This is a genomic window from Catenulispora acidiphila DSM 44928 (assembly GCF_000024025.1).
GTDB lineage: Bacteria > Actinomycetota > Actinomycetes > Streptomycetales > Catenulisporaceae > Catenulispora > Catenulispora acidiphila.
On sequence record NC_013131.1, the window covers coordinates 8,962,538 to 8,979,138 of the forward strand.

The 16,601-nt window shown below is 71.7% G+C and carries 18 protein-coding genes; 7 read left to right on the top strand and 11 right to left on the bottom strand.

Annotation, left to right across the window (positions count from 1 at the left end):
• Positions 1–3 precede the first annotated feature (3 nt).
• Positions 4–1,029, top strand: coding sequence for a biotin synthase BioB (bioB, locus tag CACI_RS38180; protein ID WP_015796273.1), 1,026 nt, complete (start codon positions 4–6; stop codon positions 1,027–1,029).
• Here the strand turns inward: bioB and CACI_RS38185 are convergent.
• The gene (locus CACI_RS38185; RefSeq protein WP_223297374.1) at positions 1,004–1,888 is read right to left on the bottom strand and encodes a helix-turn-helix domain-containing protein; all 885 of its coding nucleotides are present in this window, start codon (positions 1,886–1,888) and stop codon (positions 1,004–1,006) included. The two genes, bioB and CACI_RS38185, sit on opposite strands and share 26 nt — an antisense overlap.
• A gap of 96 nt (positions 1,889–1,984) precedes the next feature.
• Here CACI_RS38185 and CACI_RS38190 point away from each other — a divergent pair, with 96 nt between their 5' ends.
• The 5 genes from CACI_RS38190 to CACI_RS38210 all read left to right on the top strand — a co-directional run bounded on the left by CACI_RS38190 (position 1,985) and on the right by CACI_RS38210 (position 7,028).
• Complete coding sequence (locus tag CACI_RS38190) at positions 1,985–3,028, top strand: aldo/keto reductase (protein ID WP_015796275.1); 1,044 nt, start codon at positions 1,985–1,987, stop codon at positions 3,026–3,028.
• A gap of 72 nt (positions 3,029–3,100) precedes the next feature.
• A complete protein-coding gene (locus tag CACI_RS38195) occupies positions 3,101–3,709 on the top strand; it encodes a GNAT family N-acetyltransferase (protein ID WP_015796276.1) in 609 nt (202 codons plus the stop codon).
• A gap of 79 nt (positions 3,710–3,788) precedes the next feature.
• Entirely contained in the window at positions 3,789–5,468 is a 1,680-nt protein-coding gene (locus CACI_RS38200; protein ID WP_015796277.1) for an acetolactate synthase, read from the top strand.
• Positions 5,469–5,487: 19 nt separating this feature from the next.
• Positions 5,488–6,147, top strand: coding sequence for a hypothetical protein (locus CACI_RS38205; protein WP_015796278.1), 660 nt, complete (start codon positions 5,488–5,490; stop codon positions 6,145–6,147).
• 50 nt (positions 6,148–6,197) lie between these two features.
• Positions 6,198–7,028: a class I SAM-dependent methyltransferase gene (locus CACI_RS38210; RefSeq protein WP_015796279.1), complete on the top strand. Its 831-nt coding sequence runs from the start codon at positions 6,198–6,200 to the stop codon at positions 7,026–7,028.
• A 39-nt stretch (positions 7,029–7,067) separates the two neighbouring features.
• Here CACI_RS38210 and CACI_RS38215 read toward each other — a convergent pair whose 3' ends face one another.
• Positions 7,068–7,457, bottom strand: coding sequence for a thioesterase family protein (locus tag CACI_RS38215; RefSeq protein ID WP_015796280.1), 390 nt, complete (start codon positions 7,455–7,457; stop codon positions 7,068–7,070).
• Positions 7,458–7,529: 72 nt separating this feature from the next.
• On the opposite strand from CACI_RS38215, the gene bsaP reads away from it, so the two are divergent.
• Positions 7,530–7,709 carry a biotin synthase auxiliary protein BsaP gene (gene bsaP / locus CACI_RS54700; RefSeq protein WP_015796281.1) on the top strand — a complete coding sequence of 60 codons (180 nt, stop codon included), beginning with the start codon at positions 7,530–7,532 and terminating at the stop codon, positions 7,707–7,709.
• Positions 7,710–7,813: 104 nt separating this feature from the next.
• Here bsaP and CACI_RS38220 read toward each other — a convergent pair whose 3' ends face one another.
• The 9 genes from CACI_RS38220 to CACI_RS38260 form a co-directional block, all read right to left on the bottom strand.
• Positions 7,814–8,029, bottom strand: a complete 216-nt coding sequence (locus CACI_RS38220; protein WP_015796282.1) for a biotin/lipoyl-binding carrier protein — start codon at positions 8,027–8,029, stop codon at positions 7,814–7,816.
• 89 nt (positions 8,030–8,118) lie between these two features.
• The gene (locus tag CACI_RS38225; RefSeq protein ID WP_015796283.1) at positions 8,119–9,456 is read right to left on the bottom strand and encodes an HD-GYP domain-containing protein; all 1,338 of its coding nucleotides are present in this window, start codon (positions 9,454–9,456) and stop codon (positions 8,119–8,121) included.
• Positions 9,453–12,170: an HD domain-containing phosphohydrolase gene (locus CACI_RS46675; RefSeq protein WP_015796284.1), complete on the bottom strand. Its 2,718-nt coding sequence runs from the start codon at positions 12,168–12,170 to the stop codon at positions 9,453–9,455. Before CACI_RS46675 ends, CACI_RS38225 begins: the two co-directional genes overlap by 4 nt.
• Before the next feature lie 352 nt (positions 12,171–12,522).
• On the bottom strand, positions 12,523–12,804 hold the full coding sequence (gene rsrA / locus CACI_RS38235) for a mycothiol system anti-sigma-R factor (RefSeq protein WP_015796285.1): 282 nt from the start codon (positions 12,802–12,804) through the stop codon (positions 12,523–12,525).
• 6 nt (positions 12,805–12,810) lie between these two features.
• On the bottom strand, positions 12,811–13,578 hold the full coding sequence (locus CACI_RS38240) for a sigma-70 family RNA polymerase sigma factor (protein ID WP_015796286.1): 768 nt from the start codon (positions 13,576–13,578) through the stop codon (positions 12,811–12,813).
• Between the two features lie 123 nt (positions 13,579–13,701).
• On the bottom strand, positions 13,702–14,664 hold the full coding sequence (locus CACI_RS38245) for a bifunctional riboflavin kinase/FAD synthetase (RefSeq protein ID WP_015796287.1): 963 nt from the start codon (positions 14,662–14,664) through the stop codon (positions 13,702–13,704).
• Between the two features lie 223 nt (positions 14,665–14,887).
• Positions 14,888–15,805 carry a tRNA pseudouridine(55) synthase TruB gene (gene truB / locus CACI_RS38250; RefSeq protein ID WP_015796288.1) on the bottom strand — a complete coding sequence of 306 codons (918 nt, stop codon included), beginning with the start codon at positions 15,803–15,805 and terminating at the stop codon, positions 14,888–14,890.
• Positions 15,806–15,809: 4 nt separating this feature from the next.
• The gene (gene rbfA / locus CACI_RS38255) at positions 15,810–16,268 is read right to left on the bottom strand and encodes a 30S ribosome-binding factor RbfA (RefSeq protein WP_015796289.1); all 459 of its coding nucleotides are present in this window, start codon (positions 16,266–16,268) and stop codon (positions 15,810–15,812) included.
• 28 nt (positions 16,269–16,296) lie between these two features.
• Complete coding sequence (locus CACI_RS38260; protein ID WP_190276681.1) at positions 16,297–16,593, bottom strand: DUF503 domain-containing protein; 297 nt, start codon at positions 16,591–16,593, stop codon at positions 16,297–16,299.
• Positions 16,594–16,601 lie beyond the last annotated feature (8 nt).

The window sequence follows — 16,601 nt, forward strand, 5'->3', positions numbered from 1 at the left end:
ACCATGACAACCACCGAAAACGACACCGAAAACGACCTCGACATCCTCGCGACTGCCCGCGGCCAGGTCCTCGCCGAGGGCGTGGGCCTGACCGAAGAGCAGGTCCTGCGGGTCCTGCGCCTGCCCGACGAGGCGCTCCCGGAACTGCTGCAGCTGGCGCACGAGGTCCGCGAGAAGTGGTGCGGCCCGGAGGTCGAGGTCGAGGGGATCGTCTCGCTGAAGACCGGCGGCTGCCCCGAGGACTGCCACTTCTGCTCGCAGTCCGGTCTGTTCCCCTCCCCGGTCCGCGCGGCCTGGCTCAACATCCCGGAACTGGTCGAGGCCGCCAAGCAGACCGCGGCGACCGGCGCGACGGAGTTCTGCATCGTGGCCGCCGTCCGCGGCCCGGACGAGCGCCTGATGAAGCAGATGCGCGAGGGCGTGAAGGCCATCCAGGACGCGGTCGACATCCAGGTCGCCGCCTCCCTCGGCATGCTGACCCAGGAGCAGGTCGACGACCTGGCCGACATGGGCGTCCACCGCTACAACCACAACCTGGAGACCGCGCGCTCCCACTTCCCGAACGTGGTCACCACGCACAGCTGGGAAGAGCGCTGGGACACCCTGACGATGGTCCGCGACGCCGGTATGGAAGTCTGCTGCGGCGGCATCGTCGGCATGGGCGAGACCCTGGAGCAGCGCGCCGAGTTCGCCGCGCAGCTGGCCGCTCTGACCCCCGACGAGGTCCCTCTCAACTTCCTCAATCCCCGTCCGGGCACCCCCTTCGGCGACATGGAGCCGCTGAGCTCCCAGGAGGCGCTGAAGACCATCGCCGCCTTCCGCCTGGCCCTGCCGCGCACCATCCTGCGCTACGCCGGCGGCCGCGAGATCACCCTCGGCGACCTGGGCACCGAGCAGGGCCTGCTGGGCGGCATCAACGCCGTCATCGTCGGCAACTACCTGACGACGCTGGGCCGCTCGCCGCAGGAGGACCTGGCGCTGCTGACCAAGCTGGAGATGCCGATCAAGGAGCTGTCGAAGACGCTGTGACGGTCTGCGGCCACGCCGCCAGCAGCTGGAGGGCCGCCTCGCCGGGCGAGCCCTCCGGCGCGGTCTGGAGGATCAGCGCCTGGTCGGGGTCGTCGGGCGCGCGGAAGGTCTCGTAGTCCAGCGTGATCTCGCCGACGACCGGGTTCCGGTACGTGTAGCTCCCGTGCGTCTTGTCGCGCACGTCGTGCCGGGCCCACTCCGCCGCGAAGTCCGCGTCCCGGCACAGCTCCGCGATCAGCGTGCCGAGCGCCGGGTCGTCGGGGTGCCGGCCGATGTCGAGGCGCAGGTACGCCGCGATGTCCTGCATCTTCGCGACCGGATCGGTGAACAGCGCGCGGAACCCCTCGTCGTGGCAGAGCAGCCAGGCGAGGTTCCGCTCGTGCGGCGCGAGGGTCCCGAAGTCGATCAGCAGCGCCGCCGCCAGCTGATTCCACGCCAGGACATCCGTCCCGAGTCCCACGACGTAAGCCGGGACATCCGTCGCGGACTCCAGCAGCCGCCGCAGCCCCGGTCGCACCTTTTGCGGCTCGCGCTTCCCCGTGCCCTGATACACCTGCGCCGAGTACGGCCGCGCGAGCCGGTACAGGTGCTCACACTCGGTCGGATCCAGTCGCAGCGCCCTGGCGACGGCATCGAGGACTTCCTCGGAGAACTGCACCGCGCGGCCCTGCTCCAGCCGCACGTAGTGGTCCACGCTCACCCCGGCTGTCAGCGCCAGTTCCTCACGCCGCAGCCCCGGAACTCGCCGCCGCCCGCCGTAGTCGGGCAGCCCCACATCGCCCGGGTTCAACCTGGCTCGCCGCGACCGCAGGAACTCGCTCAACTCCGCACGCCTGTCGATACGCCTGTCGATGCTCACAGTCCTGCCTAACACGCGCGGCGCATCCTGGTCATCCCGTGCCTAGGCATCGGGCGGTCCTGGGTAAGGCGCGGCGCGAAGCGGATCGTTGCAGCCATGACAAACGAGACCACGCATCAGAACCTTGACACCGCCCGCCTGGGCACCACCGACATGACCATCTCCCGCGTCGGCTTCGGCTCCTGGGCCGTCGCCGGCAGCGGCTGGGCGTACAGCTGGGGCGCCACCGACGACGCCGAGTCCCTCGCCGCGATCCGCCACGCGATCGACGCCGGCGTCAACTGGATCGACACCGCCGCCGTCTACGGTCTCGGCCACGCCGAGGAACTGGTCGGCAAGGCGATCGCCGGCTACTCCGACGCCGACCGCCCCTACGTCTTCTCCAAGGTCGGCCTGGTCTGGAATCCGGAGGACCCGCAGAGCGCACCGATCCGCACCATGAAGCCGGCCAGCGTCCGCCGCGAGGTGGAGGACTCCTTGCGCCGCCTGGGAGTCGAGCGCATCGACCTCTACCAGGTCCACTGGCCCGACACCGGCGAAGCCTTCGTCTACGGCGCCGACACCGACGGCCCGCCCTCCCCGAACCACACGCCGATCGAGGAGTACTGGCAGGTGATGGCCGACCTCAAGACCGAGGGCAAGATCCGCGCCATCGCGCTCTCCAACCACGACGCCGCGCTGATGGACGTCGCCGAATCCATCGCGCACGTCGACGCCATCCAGCCGCCGTTCTCCGCCCTCAACCGCTCAGCCGCACCCGACATCGCGTGGGCGGAGGAGCACGACACCGGCGTCATCGTCTACTCGCCGCTCCAGTCCGGCCTGCTCACCGGAGCGTTCTCCGCCGAGCGCGTCGCGGCGCTTCCCGCCGACGACTGGCGCCGCAGCAGCCCGGACTTCACGTCCGACCTCGCGGCGAACCTCCGCGTCGCCGACGCGCTCAAGCCGATCGCGGCTCGGCACGGGGTCAGCGTCGCCGAGGCCGCCATCGCCTGGACGCTCGCCTGGCCCGGCGTCACCGGCGCGATCGTCGGAGCCCGCACCGCCGCGCAGGTCGACGGCTGGGTGAACGCCGGCGCGGTGCGGCTGACCGCGCAGGATCTGGCCGAGGTCGCCGAGGCCATCGACATCGACCGGTAACCGGCGATAACCGGCGATAACTGACAACCCGTTGACCCGACTCCTGTCCCCGGCCGGGACTATCGTGCGCCTATGACGGACTCCACCACCGCCCTCACCGTCGTCCCGGCCAACCAGGCCTCCTGGGAGGACCTCCGCGCCGTCTTCGGCGACCGCGGAGTCCCGCACCACTGCCAGTGCCAGTGGTTCAAATTCCCCTCCAAAGACTGGCGCGCCATGCCCCAAGAGGACCGGGAATCCCAGCTCCGGACGCAGACCCGCTGCGGCGAGCCCGACGCCGAAGCCACCACCGGCGTGGTCGCCTATCTCGACGGCGAACCCGTCGGCTGGTGCGCCGTCGAACCCCGAACGGAGTACCCGCGGCTGCGGACGATGCGCGTGCCGTGGACCGGCCGCACCGAAGACCGCGACGACCCCGGCGTCTGGGCGATCACCTGCTTCGTCGTCCGCACCGGCTACCGCCGCCGCGGCGTCAGCAAGGCCTTGACCGAGGCCGCCGTCGCCTTCGCCCGCGAGCGCGGGGCGAGCGCCGTCGAGGGCTACGCGCTGGTCACCGAGCCCGGCAAGGAGGTCGTGTGGGGCGAGCTGTTCGTCGGGGCGAAGAGCACGTACGAGGACTGCGGGTTCCAGGAGGTCAGCAGCCCGACCCCGCGCCGCCGCGTGATGAGGATCGAGGTCTGACCCTTGCGGAAGCCGGGCTCCGGACGGAAAGCTACTGGCACGTAACAACGCCGCCGTCCGTCCCCCGAGCCGACCGCAGGTGACCGTCGTGACCGAAGCCCAGCCCGAAACCCCCCAGCCGCCGCACGGCGGCCAGATCTCCGTCGAGGTGGCGCGAGCCCACGGCGTCGAGACCATGTTCACGCTCTCAGGCGGACACGTCTTCTCGCTCTACGACGGCGCGGTCAAGGCCGACCCGCCGCTGCCGATCCTGGACGTCCGCCACGAGCAGACCGCCGTGTTCGCCGCCGAGGCGACCGCCAAGCTGACCCGCAAGCCCGGCCTGGCGGTCCTGACCGCCGGCCCGGGCATCACCAACGGCGTCTCGGCGGTGACCACCGCGCATTTCAACGGCTCGCCGGTGGTCGTGCTCGGCGGCCGGGCCGCGGACTCCAACTGGGGCAAGGGCGCGCTGCAGGAGCTGGACCACCCGCCGCTGCTGGCTCCGGTGACCAAGCGCTCGGCGACCGTGCACACCACCGCGGCGCTGGCATCCGACCTCGACGACGCCTTCGCCCTCGCCGACGCGCCGCACCGCGGACCGGTCTTCCTCGACCTGTCCCTGGAGGCGGCGTTCGACGTCGACGCCAAGCCGCTGCCGACGGTCGGCGCCCGCGCGGCGCTCACCCCGGATCCCGACGCGCTCGCCGGCATCGGCGATCTGCTCGCGCGCGCCGCCAAGCCGGTGCTCGTCCTGGGCTCCGACGTCTGGATGGACGGCGCCGACACCGCCGCGCTGGCCTTCGCCGAGGAGACCGGGGTCCCGGTCATCACCAACGGCATGGGCCGCGGCATCCTGCCGCGCGGCCACCGCCAGCTGGTGACCCGGGCCCGCTCGGCCGCGTTCGGCGGCGCGGACCTGGTCATCGTCGTCGGCACTCCGCTGGATTTCCGCCTGGGCTACGGATTGTTCGGTGGCCGGGACGGCAACCCGCTCGCGCCGGTGGTGCACGTCGTCGACTCGCCTGGACAGCTGAGCGGCCACATCGGCCTGGCGGCGAGCGCCGCCGGCGACCTGTCCGCGGCCTTCGAGGGCATCGCTGAGTCCTGGCGCAAGGCCGCCAAGCCGGGCGCGTACGCGGACTGGCTGGCCGCCTTGCAGGACAAGGCCTCCACGGCTATCGCCGCCGATCGCGACCTGCTGACCGCCGCCTCGGATCCGATCCACCCGGCGCGCATCTACGGCGAGTTGCTGCCGCGCCTGGCCGACGACGCGGTGGTGATCGGGGACGGCGGCGACTTCGTCTCCTTCGCCGGCCGGTTCGTGGAGCCGGGCCGGGCCGGCTGCTGGCTGGACCCGGGTCCGTACGGCTGCCTGGGCACCGGCCTTGGCTACGCGATCGCCGCCCGGCTGGCGCGTCCGACGTCCCAGGTGGTCCTGCTGGTCGGCGACGGCGCCGCGGGCTTCTCGCTGATGGACGTGGACACCCTGGTGCGGCACGGGCTGCCGGTGGTCATGGTGATGGGCAACAACGCGTGCTGGGGGCTGGAGAAGCACCCGATGCAGGCGCTGTACGGCTACGACGTCGCCGCGGACCTGAACCCGGACGCGCGCTACGACAAGGTCGTGCAGGCTCTCGGCGGCGGCGGGGAGTTCGTCACCGACCCGGCGCAGATCGGACCGGCGCTGGACCGCGCCTTCGCCTCGGGAATCCCGTACCTGGTCAATATCGCCACGGACCAGACGATCGCCTATCCGAGATCGACCACGGGGCTCTGAGTTTTGTAGTCTCCAGCGCGTGACTGACTGGGTGACCATATCCTCGCTGGCCACCGCCGGGACCACAGTGATCCTGGCGGCGGCCACGCTGAAATCGGTGCGGTCGGCCTCGCGCGCCGCGGCCGCCGCCGAGCGCGCCGTGCTGGTGGGGCTGCGGCCGGTGCTGCTGAACTCCCGGCTGACCGACCGCGACGAGAAGATCTTCTGGGCCGACGACCACTGGGCCGTGGTGAGCGGCGGCCGCGGCTACGCCGAGATCGTCGACGGCAACATCTACTTCGCGATCTCGATCCGCAACGCCGGCGCGGGCCTGGCGGTCCTGCAGGGCTGGACCGTCTCCGCCGAGCGCCGCGGACCGGAGGACCAGCACACGGCGCCGCAGGACTACCGCCGCATGGTCCGCGACCTGTACATCCCGGCGCACGACATCGGGTACTGGCACGCCGCGATCCGCGACCCCGCCGACCCGATGTACGAGCCGATCGCGGCGGCGGTCAAGGAGCGGCAGGTGTTCACCGTCGAGGTCCTCTACAGCGACCACGAGGGCGGGCAGAGCAGCATCTGCCGCTTCGTCCTGCGGCCGCGCGACAAGGAGGGCAACCTCGCGGACTGGATCGCCGGGGTCGGACGGCACTGGAATCTGGACCGCCCGGACCCGCGGACCACGGAGTACGCCTGAGGCGATATTCCCTTTGAGCACCGGGGACGCGCCGGTTAGCGTCGGATTCCATGAGCGCCGAGACGACCGCCCCGGATCCCGGGAACTGGCTGGAGTACAACCGCGCCAACTGGGACGAGCGCGTGCCGATCCACGTGGACGGCACGTTCTACGACCTGGCCGGGTTCGTCGCCGGGCGGGAGACGCTGGAGGCGTTCGAGCTGGCCGAGGTCGGCGACGTGCACGGCAAGAGCCTGCTGCACCTGCAGAGCCACATCGGCACCGAGACGCTGGGCTGGGCCCGGCACGGCGCTGTGGTCACCGGTCTGGACTTTTCGGGGGCGGCGATGGAGGCCGCGGCCGCGTTGGCGGACCGGATCGGGGTCGCGGGCTCGCGCTGGGTCACGTCGAACGTCTACGACGCCGCCGAGGCGCTCGGCGGGGAGCAGTTCGACGTGGTCTACACGGGCAAGGGCGCTCTGTGCTGGCTGCCGGACATCGAGCGCTGGGCGCGGGTCGCGGCGTCGACGGTGAAGCCGGGCGGATTCCTGTACGTCTCGGAGTTCCATCCGTTCGGCAACACACTGGACGACGAGAGCGGCCGGACGGTCGCCTACGACTACTTCGACCGGTCGCCGCAGGTGTGGGACGAGCCCGGGACGTACGCGGACTTCGAGGCGCCGACGGAGAAGAACGTGTCGGTGGAGTTCAGCCACGGGATCGGGGAGATCGTCAGCTCCCTGATCGGTGCGGGGCTGCGGCTGGAGTTCCTGCACGAGTTCGACATGACGCTGTTCCAGCGGTTCCGGGCGTTGGAGCGGCGCGACGGGGTCTACCGGCTGCCCGAGGGGACGCCTCGGGTGCCGTTGATGTTCTCGCTGCGGGCCGCCAAGCCTGAGTAGGCAGCCCGGACGCCATCGCGCCTCTACGGCTTCGCGTCTCTACAGCTTCGCCATGAAGCGCTCGGCGTTGACGATGACGCGGGTGATCTCGCCTTCGCCGACCAGGCGTCCGTCGGCATCGTGTGCGGCGACGGTGAAGCGCAGAAGCCGGTCGTCGCGGTGTGCGAGTTCGGCGGAAGCGGTGACCGCGCCGCCGACGGGGGTCGGGTACACATGGTCGAAGCGGATGCGCGTGCCGACGGTCGTCTGGCCCTCGGTGAGCAGCGGCTGGGCCGCGGCGACGGTGGCCTGCTCGGCGAGGGCGACGAGGCGCGGCGTGCCGAGGACCGGGAGGTCGCCGGAGCCGAGGGCCCGCGCGGTGTCGGCGTCGGTGACGTTCAGGGTGGTCTGCGCCTGGAGCGGCGCGCCTTCGGCGGGGGCTTCGGTCACGCGTCGACCCTACACAGGAATCCCGCATCACCTGGTCGGCCGCACGCCCGGGCCAGGTGTTACCTTGCCTGCATGGATTTCTGCGGGCAGTGCGGCGAGCCGGCGGCGGAGAGCGGCCACGAGCGGTGCGCCGCGCGGGCTGAGCTGGAGCCGCCGCGGTACTGCGGGCACTGCCGGCGGCGGATGGTCGTACAGGTCGTGCCGACCGGGTGGTCGGCGCGCTGCGTCGAGCACGGGACAGTCACGGGCTGAGGACGGCTCTGAAGACAGCTCCGAGAACGGCTGAAGCGCGCCGCCGGGTCCTTCCGGTGTGGCGCGCTTCTCCCTGTCAGGCCTCGGGCACGCGGCCCGGTGCCTCAGCCGATCACGGCGATGAGGTCGCCCTCCTGCACCACGTCGCCCTCGGCGACGGCCAGGCGCGAGACCTTGCCCGAGACCTCGGCCAGGACCGGGATCTCCATCTTCATCGACTCGAGGATCACGAGGGTGTCGCCGTCCTCGACCTCGTCGCCCTCGGCCGCCACGATCTTCCACACGTTGGCCACCATCTCGGCGCGGACTTCCTCGGCCACGTTCGATGCTCCCTCGCAGTCACAAGCTAAAGGTGTACCTGCGCATCCAATCACGCCGCACCGGTGAACCGCCCGCGCAGGGGGGCGAGTTACTCTCCGACCATCCGGCTGAGCGACTCCACGACCGCCGGATCGTAGTGGACTGCCAGCCCGAGCCGGATGTGGCGCAGCGCCTCGGTGCGCTCGGCCGACTCCGGCTGCGCGCCGGCGAGGTCGTCGTAGTCGTTGGCGACCCGCAGTATGCGGCTGGGCAGGGGACCCGCGGCGCCGAACGGGTCGGGGTGGTGCTCCACGATGTCCGCGGCGTTGCCCAGCGCCCCGGCGCGCCGGATCACCTCGGCGCCGGCCCGGGCCAGCTCGCGCTGGCGCACCAGGGACAGCGGGGCGGTGCGGCCGCCGTGGACGGGCTCGGCGACCGAGAGCTGCCCGATGTCGTGCATCAGCGAGGCGTACTCCAGGTCCAGCAGCTGCGCCTCGCTCAGGCCCAGCTCGCGGCCGATGCGCTGGCAGGTGCGGGCGACCCGGCGGGCGTGCCCGGGCTGGGTGAGGCCGGCCACCTCGGTGATGCGCGACAGTGCCCTGATCGTTTCCAGGTGCACTTCCTTGATCCGCGCGTAGCGGCGCAGCGCGAGCTGGGTGAAGGCCAGCGGCAGGCACAGCGCCGGCAGGACCCAGATCGACATGGTCCGCGAGGCCAGGCAGACCAGCAGCGCGGTGGCGACCACGGCCAGCCCGACGCGCGTGGTGAAGGTCGCCTCGTCCCGAGCCGCGGCCAGGATCGGCCGCCGATGCTGCCCGGCCTGCAGCATCGAGCCGACAACCCCGTCGCCGACGATGGCCAGCAGCAGGAAGCCGGCCGTCGCCGCACCCACCGCCACACTGTGCAGGTGGCGCGTGAGGAAGTCCGGATCGGCGAGGGTGGGATGCAGGAGCGCGGGATTGTCCGGCCGCGTGCCGAGCACCCAGCGCAGGTAGCACATCCGGAACAGCCACGCGGTCAGCGCGACCATGAGGAAGCGGCGGACGGTGTAGTCCAGGGTGCTCGGCCGCCGGACCGCCATATGCGGCACCGACCCGACCAGGAAGCCGAACGCCGCCACCGCGACCGCCTGCGGCGCGTTGTGCAGCGCCGGCTGATGCCCGATCTCGGTGAGCACGGCGTAGGCCAGACCGGTCGCCGCCCCGAGCGGCGCCGCCTCCCGCCCGCCCGGCAGCCGCACCCGGAACGCCTCGCCCGCGGCGATGATCGCCCCGAAGGCGACGGCGTACCCGGGCTGGCTGAAGCCGTGCACCGCGCACGAGGCGACCGCGGCGAACGCCACGAAGCACGCGAGCACCAGCAGCAGCGGATTGCTCTGCGCCCAGGCGGTCTGCGCATCACTGTCGGGCTCCAGCGCCCGATGGCTCGGCGGCTTGGCGTGGTTCATGCCGGGGACTCCTCAGAGTCCCGCGCATCAGGATCACGCGGCGGCCACACCGCGTCCCCGGGCCCGAAGAAGTGCAGCGACGCCCCACCCGCACCCCGCGCGAACCACGAAGGACCGGCAGACGCCCCCGGCCGACCATCGGCCTCCCCGGACTCGGCGGAGTCCCCCGAATCACCGCCCTTCGACACCTCGCCAGAGGGCTCGGGCGCCACCCACGGCTCCGGCGAAGGGGTCCAGGCCTCGGGGTCGCCAGCCTTGGGCTGAGGCATCGGCACGGTGTCATCACCGTCCTCGGCAGGCGCGCCCACGGAGATCGCGGCACCAGGACACGGACCGGAGGGCTTGCGCAGGTCGAAATCGGCAGTCAGCGCCGGGGCACCGTCGCCAGCGCGCGACCCCCGCGGATCGGGATCAGCAGCCGGCGTCGCGGCACGGACCCGCATCGAACCGCGAGGGTCGCCGCGCAGACCGGGGTCGACGGGCCAGCGGGTGCTGGGGGCGTCGGCGGGCTCTGGGGTGGGCTCTGGGGCGGGCTCTGATTCGGTCGCAGCGCGGTCGGCGGTCACGGAGCCGATGCCGGTCGCGGAGCCGGTCGCAGAGTGGGCAGCGCGCTCGGGTTCAGCGGCGGATTCTGCAGAGGCGCGAGCGGCGGTCACGGAGCCAGTGGCGGTCGCAGAACTGTTGCCGGTCGCGGAGCCGGTCGCGAAGTGAGCAGCGCGCTCGGAGTCGGTGGCGGATTCGGCCGAGGCGCGGGCGGCGGTCACGGAGCCGGTGGCGGTCGCGGAACCGGTCGCTGAGTGGGCAGCGGGCTCGGAGTCGGTGTCGATCGCGGCGCGGGTGGTGGTCGCACTGTCTGTATCAGCCTGCTCGAGGGCCGCGAGGACTTCGGCGCGCGGTTCGCGTGCGGCCGAGAAAGATGTGGGATTCTCAAGTTTCGGCGAGAGATCGATCTGAGGTTCGGAGGCGGCCGAAGCATCTGCTGCGGTCTGAGCGTCGGGCGCGGTCGGCGGCTCGAGGTCGGGGTGCAGCTCGAGGTCGGGATGCGATTCCGCCCCGACCGGCAACGCTTCCGTGTTCGCCGGGTCGTTCTCGTCAGCGTTCTCGTTCTCGTCCGCGTCCTCGGCCGGCTCCCCGTCCCACGACCAGCCCTCATCGGGCTCGGGCCCGGTCTCGCGGACGACGGCCGAATGCATCCGTTCCGACCAGCCGTCGTCGAAGTCCGCGGCGGGCGGGTCCGGCGCGGCGGTCGGCGGCTCCAGCTCTGGTGCGCGCTGGCCGGGGATCGCGGCGGCGTCGGGGAGGAGCCAGCTCGGGTACCAGTCCGAGAACCATTCGACGGGGACGAAGGGGTCGTCGTGGTCGGCGAAGGAGAAGCCGGGGACGCGCTTGGGGAGCGGCCATGGGCCCGATGCGGCCGCGGCGGTGTCGTCGCCCTGGGGCGGTTCGGCGGGCGCCAGTTCGGTGGGGACCCAGGGACGGCCGGTGCGTTCGGCGAGGGCGAGGGCGTTCTCGAAGGCGTGGACCAGGTCGGGGTCGAACTGGGTGCCGGCGCCGCGGCGCAGTTCGGCCACCGCCTCCTCGACCGAGCGGGCGGCCCGGTAGGAGCGGGTGGAGGTCATGGCGTCGAAGGCGTCGGCGACGCCGATGATGCGGGCGAACTCGGGGATCTCCTCGCCGGACTTGCCCGTCGGGTAGCCGCGGCCGTCGAGGCGTTCGTGGTGGTACAGCACGCCCTCGTAGACCTCGGTCAGGAAGCGGATGTCGCGCAGCACCGCCACTCCGTGGTTGGGGTGCATGCACAGGAGCTTGAACTCCTCCTCGGTCAAGCCGCCGGTGCTGGTGAGCAGACGCGTGGGGACGCCGAGCTTGCCGATGTCGTGCAGCAGTCCGGCGAAGCGGAGCATCGCCAGGCGGTCCTGCGGCATCTTCAGCTGCTCGGCGAGCATCTCCGCGCCGCGCGCGACGCGCTCGCTGTGGCCGCGGGTATAGGAGTCCTTGATCTCCACGGCCTGGACCAGGGCGGCGATCGTCCCCTCGTGCGCCGCGCCCTCCTTCGCGTACTGCGACAGGCTCCAGTGCGCGATGTACATCGGCACGACCACCAGGGGCGCGGTGAACCAGCCGATGTCGTCCCACAGCGACAGGAAGATCAGCGCCAGCACGCCCGAGGAGTAGTACGGCATGGTCGCCCGGCGGATGTCGCCGCGCAGCCCGTCCACGAAGCGGTTGCGCGTGGCCAGCCCCACGTAGCCGGCCAGGATCAGGGCGTTGACCACCAGGCATGTGGTGACCGCGGCGGCCGCCGGCCACAGGAACTCCGGGAAGCTCAGGAAGTGGCCCGGGTTGTGGCCGCCGACCAGGCGGCACACGGCCGACCCGCAGGCCGGCGCCAGGCTCGACAGCGCGGAGTTGACCGTCTGTTTGGTCCAGGTCCAGCTCGGCTGGCGCGGCAGCGGCACCGAGCTGATCAGGCCGACCAGCGCCGCCCCCGGCGGCGGCAGGACCAGCACGGTGATCAGGATCACGACCAGGGAGACCGACATGGTCCAGCCCGAGGTGCCGATCTGGACGCGCGAGAGCCGCTCGGCGGCGATCACCAGCGCGCACAGCGCGAGGAGCAGAGGCAGGGGCGTTCGCGACAACGGCAACGTGGCGACGACTGTCACGGCCGCCGCCACCAAACCGAAGATGTAGCACCGCACGGAGAACGGCATCGGTCATCCTCTAGTCCGCGCAGGGAGCGCGTCAGCACCGGTCAACGCAAAACCCTGTCACGAAACGCCCGGCAGGTCCACAGGCCGGCGCATGGGGCGGCGCCGGCCTGTGGGATGGCAGGAGTCGGGATCGCCCGACTCAGAGACCACCGCCAATGAGATGGACCATACCGAGACACCGTCTTCCATGACTCACCCGCGGCCGTCGTAGCCGCGGGAATGGATCAAAGCACGTACGAGTACAGAGGAAAAACGGCCGCCAGTCAAGAAAAGATCCACTCTTCCGAGTGGATCCGACCGGAACGCGCCACGGGCGCGCCATAGGCACGCCCCTGGACTCACTTCTGTCCCGCTAGTCCCCCGCACCGCCGACGGCGACCTCGCCGCGCACCTGGCGGATCCGGGCGAGCACCTTGTCGCGCAGGTCGACGGGCGGCTCGTCGCATCCGCAGCAGCGCTGCACGAGCTTCTTCACCATCGCGTCCAGCCCGTACTTCTCCAAACAGGGCTGACACTCGTCCAGGTGGCGCTTTACCGCCGCGCAGTCCTCATCGGGCATCTCGTTGTCGATGTACTCGTAGAGGTGGTCGAGGACCTCGGTGCACGGCGTCTCGTGCGGCTGGCCGCAGCTCATGGCGCTTCAGTTCCCTTCCGACGCGGCGGCCACCAGGCCGCGCTCCCGCGCGTAGTCCTCAAGCATCGCACGGAGTTGCCGGCGCCCGCGGTGCAACCGGGACATCACGGTGCCGATGGGCGTGCCCATGATGTCGGCGATCTCCTTGTAGGCGAAGCCTTCGACGTCGGCCAGGTAGACCGCGATGCGGAACTCCTCGCCGATGGCCTGCAGGGCTTCCTTGACGTCGGAGTCCGGCAGGTGGTCCAGCGCCACCGTCTCGGCCGAGGGCAGACCCGCCGAGCTGTGCGACTCGGCCCGGGCCAGCTGCCAGTCCTCGATCTCCTCGGTCGGGCTGACCTGGGGCTCGCGCTGCTTCTTGCGGTAGCTGTTGATGAACGTGTTGGTGAGGATCCGGTACAGCCAGGCCTTGAGGTTGGTGCCCTCGCGGAACTGGTGGAAGGAGGCGAACGCCTTGGCGAAGGTCTCCTGGATCAGGTCCTCGGCGTCGGCCGGGTTGCGGGTCATCCGCAGCGCGGCCGGGTAGAGCTGGTCCAGGTAGACGAGGGCGTCGCGCTCGAAGCGCTCGTTGCGCGCGTCCTCGGACTCCCCGGGATCCACGCGCGGGGCGTCGGTGGACACAGCCTCGGCGATGACGGCCTCGCCACGTGCGTCGTCAGCGGTCACGGCGACCGTCCTCACCTCCTCGGGCTTTCCCGAAGAGCTTATCCAAGGCTCGACCCCCGACAAATCGATCTTGACTGCCGGACGCCGATGCTTCAGTGCCAAAGTCATTCCTGTCCCCTCGACAACGTGGTCGGACCCTTGAGGGTTCGACCGCTACAACCCAGCGGGGGACAGGCGTATTCCCGGGCTGACCACGCCGTGAGGCCGGCCGCGCCCGGTGTGGGGAACGTCTCAGGCGGCGTCGGTGATCTCCCGCGCCGCCTTGCAGTCGTCGGCCATCCGGTCCAGCAGCGCCTCGACCGAGTCGAACTTCAGCGTGTCGCGCAGGCGCGCGGCGAACTCCACCGCGACGTGCGTGCCGTACAGGTCCAGGTCGTCGCGGTCCAGCGCGTAGGCCTCGACGCGGCGGTCGACGCCGTCGAAGGTCGGGTTGGTCCCGATGGAGATCGCGGCGGGGTGCCGGACGGACTTCTCCGGCTTGTCCACGTCGGTGATCAGCCAGCCGGCGTAGACGCCGTCGGTCGGCACCGCGGCGAACGGCACGGTCTCGACGTTGGCGGTCGGGTAGCCCAGCTCGCGCCCGCGCTGGTCGCCGCGCACCACCACGCCCTCGACCCGGTGCGGCCGGCCCAGCAGGTCGGCCGCGGCGGCCACCTCGCCGTCGGCGATCAGCGCGCGCACCCGGGTGGAGGAGAAGCGGTTGTCGGCGCTCTCCCCCTCCGGGCCCATCAGGTGGACCGGGACGACCTCGAAGCCGAACCGGCCGCCGGCCTCCTGCAGCGCGGCGACGTCGCCGGCCGCGCGGTGGCCGAAGCGGAAGTTGGCACCGACCACGACCGCGCGCGCCCGCAGGCAGTCCACCAGCACCGCGCGCATGAACTCCTCGGGCGACCAGCGCGAGACCTCCAGGCTGAACGGCAGCACCAGCACCGCGTCCACGCCCTCGGAGGCGAGCAGCTCGGCGCGGTGGCGCTGGGTGGTCAGCAGCGGCGGGTGGCTGCCCGGCCGCACGATCTCGCTGGGGTGCGGGTCGAAGGTGAGCACCACGGTCGGCACGCCGAGCGCGCGGCCCCGGGCGACGGCGGTGCGGACGACCTCGCGGTGGCCGCGGTGGACGCCGTCGAAGACGCCGATCGTGACGACCGAGGGGCCGAAGTCCTGCGGGACCTCGGCGGTGCCGTGCCAGCGTTCCACGGGGGTGCCTGCCTTGTGATTGAGAGAGTCTGCCGACACACAAGAGTGCCATCCGGGACCCGCCGGTGCGCAATCGGTCCCGGGGAGGATCTCGGACCTAGGACTTCCGGGCCTCCCGCCTCAGCGTCCGCCTCGGCCGCCGCCGGAGAGTCCCGGCGCGGTCTCGGTGCGATCCGGCGCGATCCGCCGCGATCCGGCGCGGTCCCGGCGCCGGCTGCCGCCGTCAGATGAAGACCGCGGCCGGCTTCGCCTTCCTGCCGCTCGGCAGATCCTCGTACAGCGCCAGGAACCGCCCGTCCGGCCCGAAGACCGCCACCTGCTCCCCGGGACGCCCGGAGGGCTCCAGGAAGCCGCCGTGCGCCACCGCGGCGGCCTCCTCGGCGTCGAGCTCCCGCACCGGGAACGCCGCGCGCGCCGCCACGTCCAGCGGCACGACCGGCAGCTCCCCGCCGCCGTCGACCAGCTCGGTCAGCTCGGCCAGCGGGTGCGCCAGGGCCAGCCCGTAGGGACCGACCGCGGTGCGCCGCAGCATCGTGAGATGCCCGCCGACGCCGAGCGTCGCGCCGAGGTCGCGCGCCAGAGCCCGGATGTAGGTCCCGGACGAGCACTCGACTATGGCGTCCACATCGAGCAGCGCGCCTTCGCGGCGGACGGCGAGGACGTCGAAGCGGTGGATCGTCACCGGCCGCGCGGCCAGCTCCACCGCCTCGCCCTCGCGCACCCGCTTGTAGGACCGGACGCCGTCCACCTTGATCGCCGAGACCGCCGAGGGGCGCTGCGTGATCGCGCCGACGAACGACGGAATCGCGCCACGGACCATGTCATCTGACACGTTCGAGGCGTCGGCGCGGTCGGTGGTCTCGCCCTCGGCGTCGTCGGTGATCGTGCTCTGCCCCAGGCGGATGGTGGTCTCGTAGGTCTTCCGGGTCAGGGCGAGGTGGCCCAGCAGCCGGGTGGTCTTCTCCACGCCCACCACGAGCACGCCAGTGGCCATCGGGTCCAGCGTGCCGGCGTGGCCGACCCGCCGGGTGCGCGCCAGCCGGCGCACCCGGCCCACCACGTCGTGCGAGGTCCAGCCGGCCGGCTTGTCGACGATCACCAGACCGCCGGGACCGTCGTCGGCCTTCGTCCGCTTGGCCACGGGCTCAGGCGTCCTCGTCCTCGTCGTCGAACTCGTCGTCGGCGCGCGGGGCCCGGTAGGGGTCCGGCTCGCCGGCGTAGGCGGCGGTGGCCGCCGCGTCCCGGACCGCGGCGTCGGACACCGCGGCCTTGGCCAGCAGGTCCTCGATGTTCCGGGCGCCCTCCGGGATGGCGTCGGCGATGAAGGTCAGCGACGGGGTGTGCTTCACCCCGGTCTGCCGCCCGACCTCGGTGCGCAGGACGCCCTTGGCGGACTCCAGCGCGGCCGCGGTCTCGGCGCGCTCCTCCTCGCCGCCCAGGACGGTGTAGAACACCGTCGCGTCGCGCAGGTCGCCGGTGATGCGCACGTCGGTGATGGTGACGAATCCGAGCCGGGGGTCCTTGACCCGCATCTTGAGGGTCTCGGCGACGATCACCCGGATCCGGTCGGCCAGCTTCGCGGCGCGCGTTCCGTTGTTCGCCATGCGAACTCACTCCTTCTAGCTCGGATTCCTAATCGTCCTCATCGCTGCGCAGGCGTCGTCGGACGCTGAGCAGCTCGATCTCCGGGCGCCACGCTACGGTGCCTTCCAGATCGTCGAGGACTTCCTTCACTCGTGCGGCGGTCGCCGCGACCACCGCGACGCCGATCTCGGCGCGGCGGTGGAGGTCCAGATGGCCGGTCTCGGCGGCGCCGACACCGGCGCGCTTGTCCAACTCGGCCAGGATCGGCTTCACGATCCCGCGCTTCTCCTTCAGCGAACGCACGTCGCCCAGGAGGATGTCGAGGGTCATAGTCCCCACGAACACTGCACATC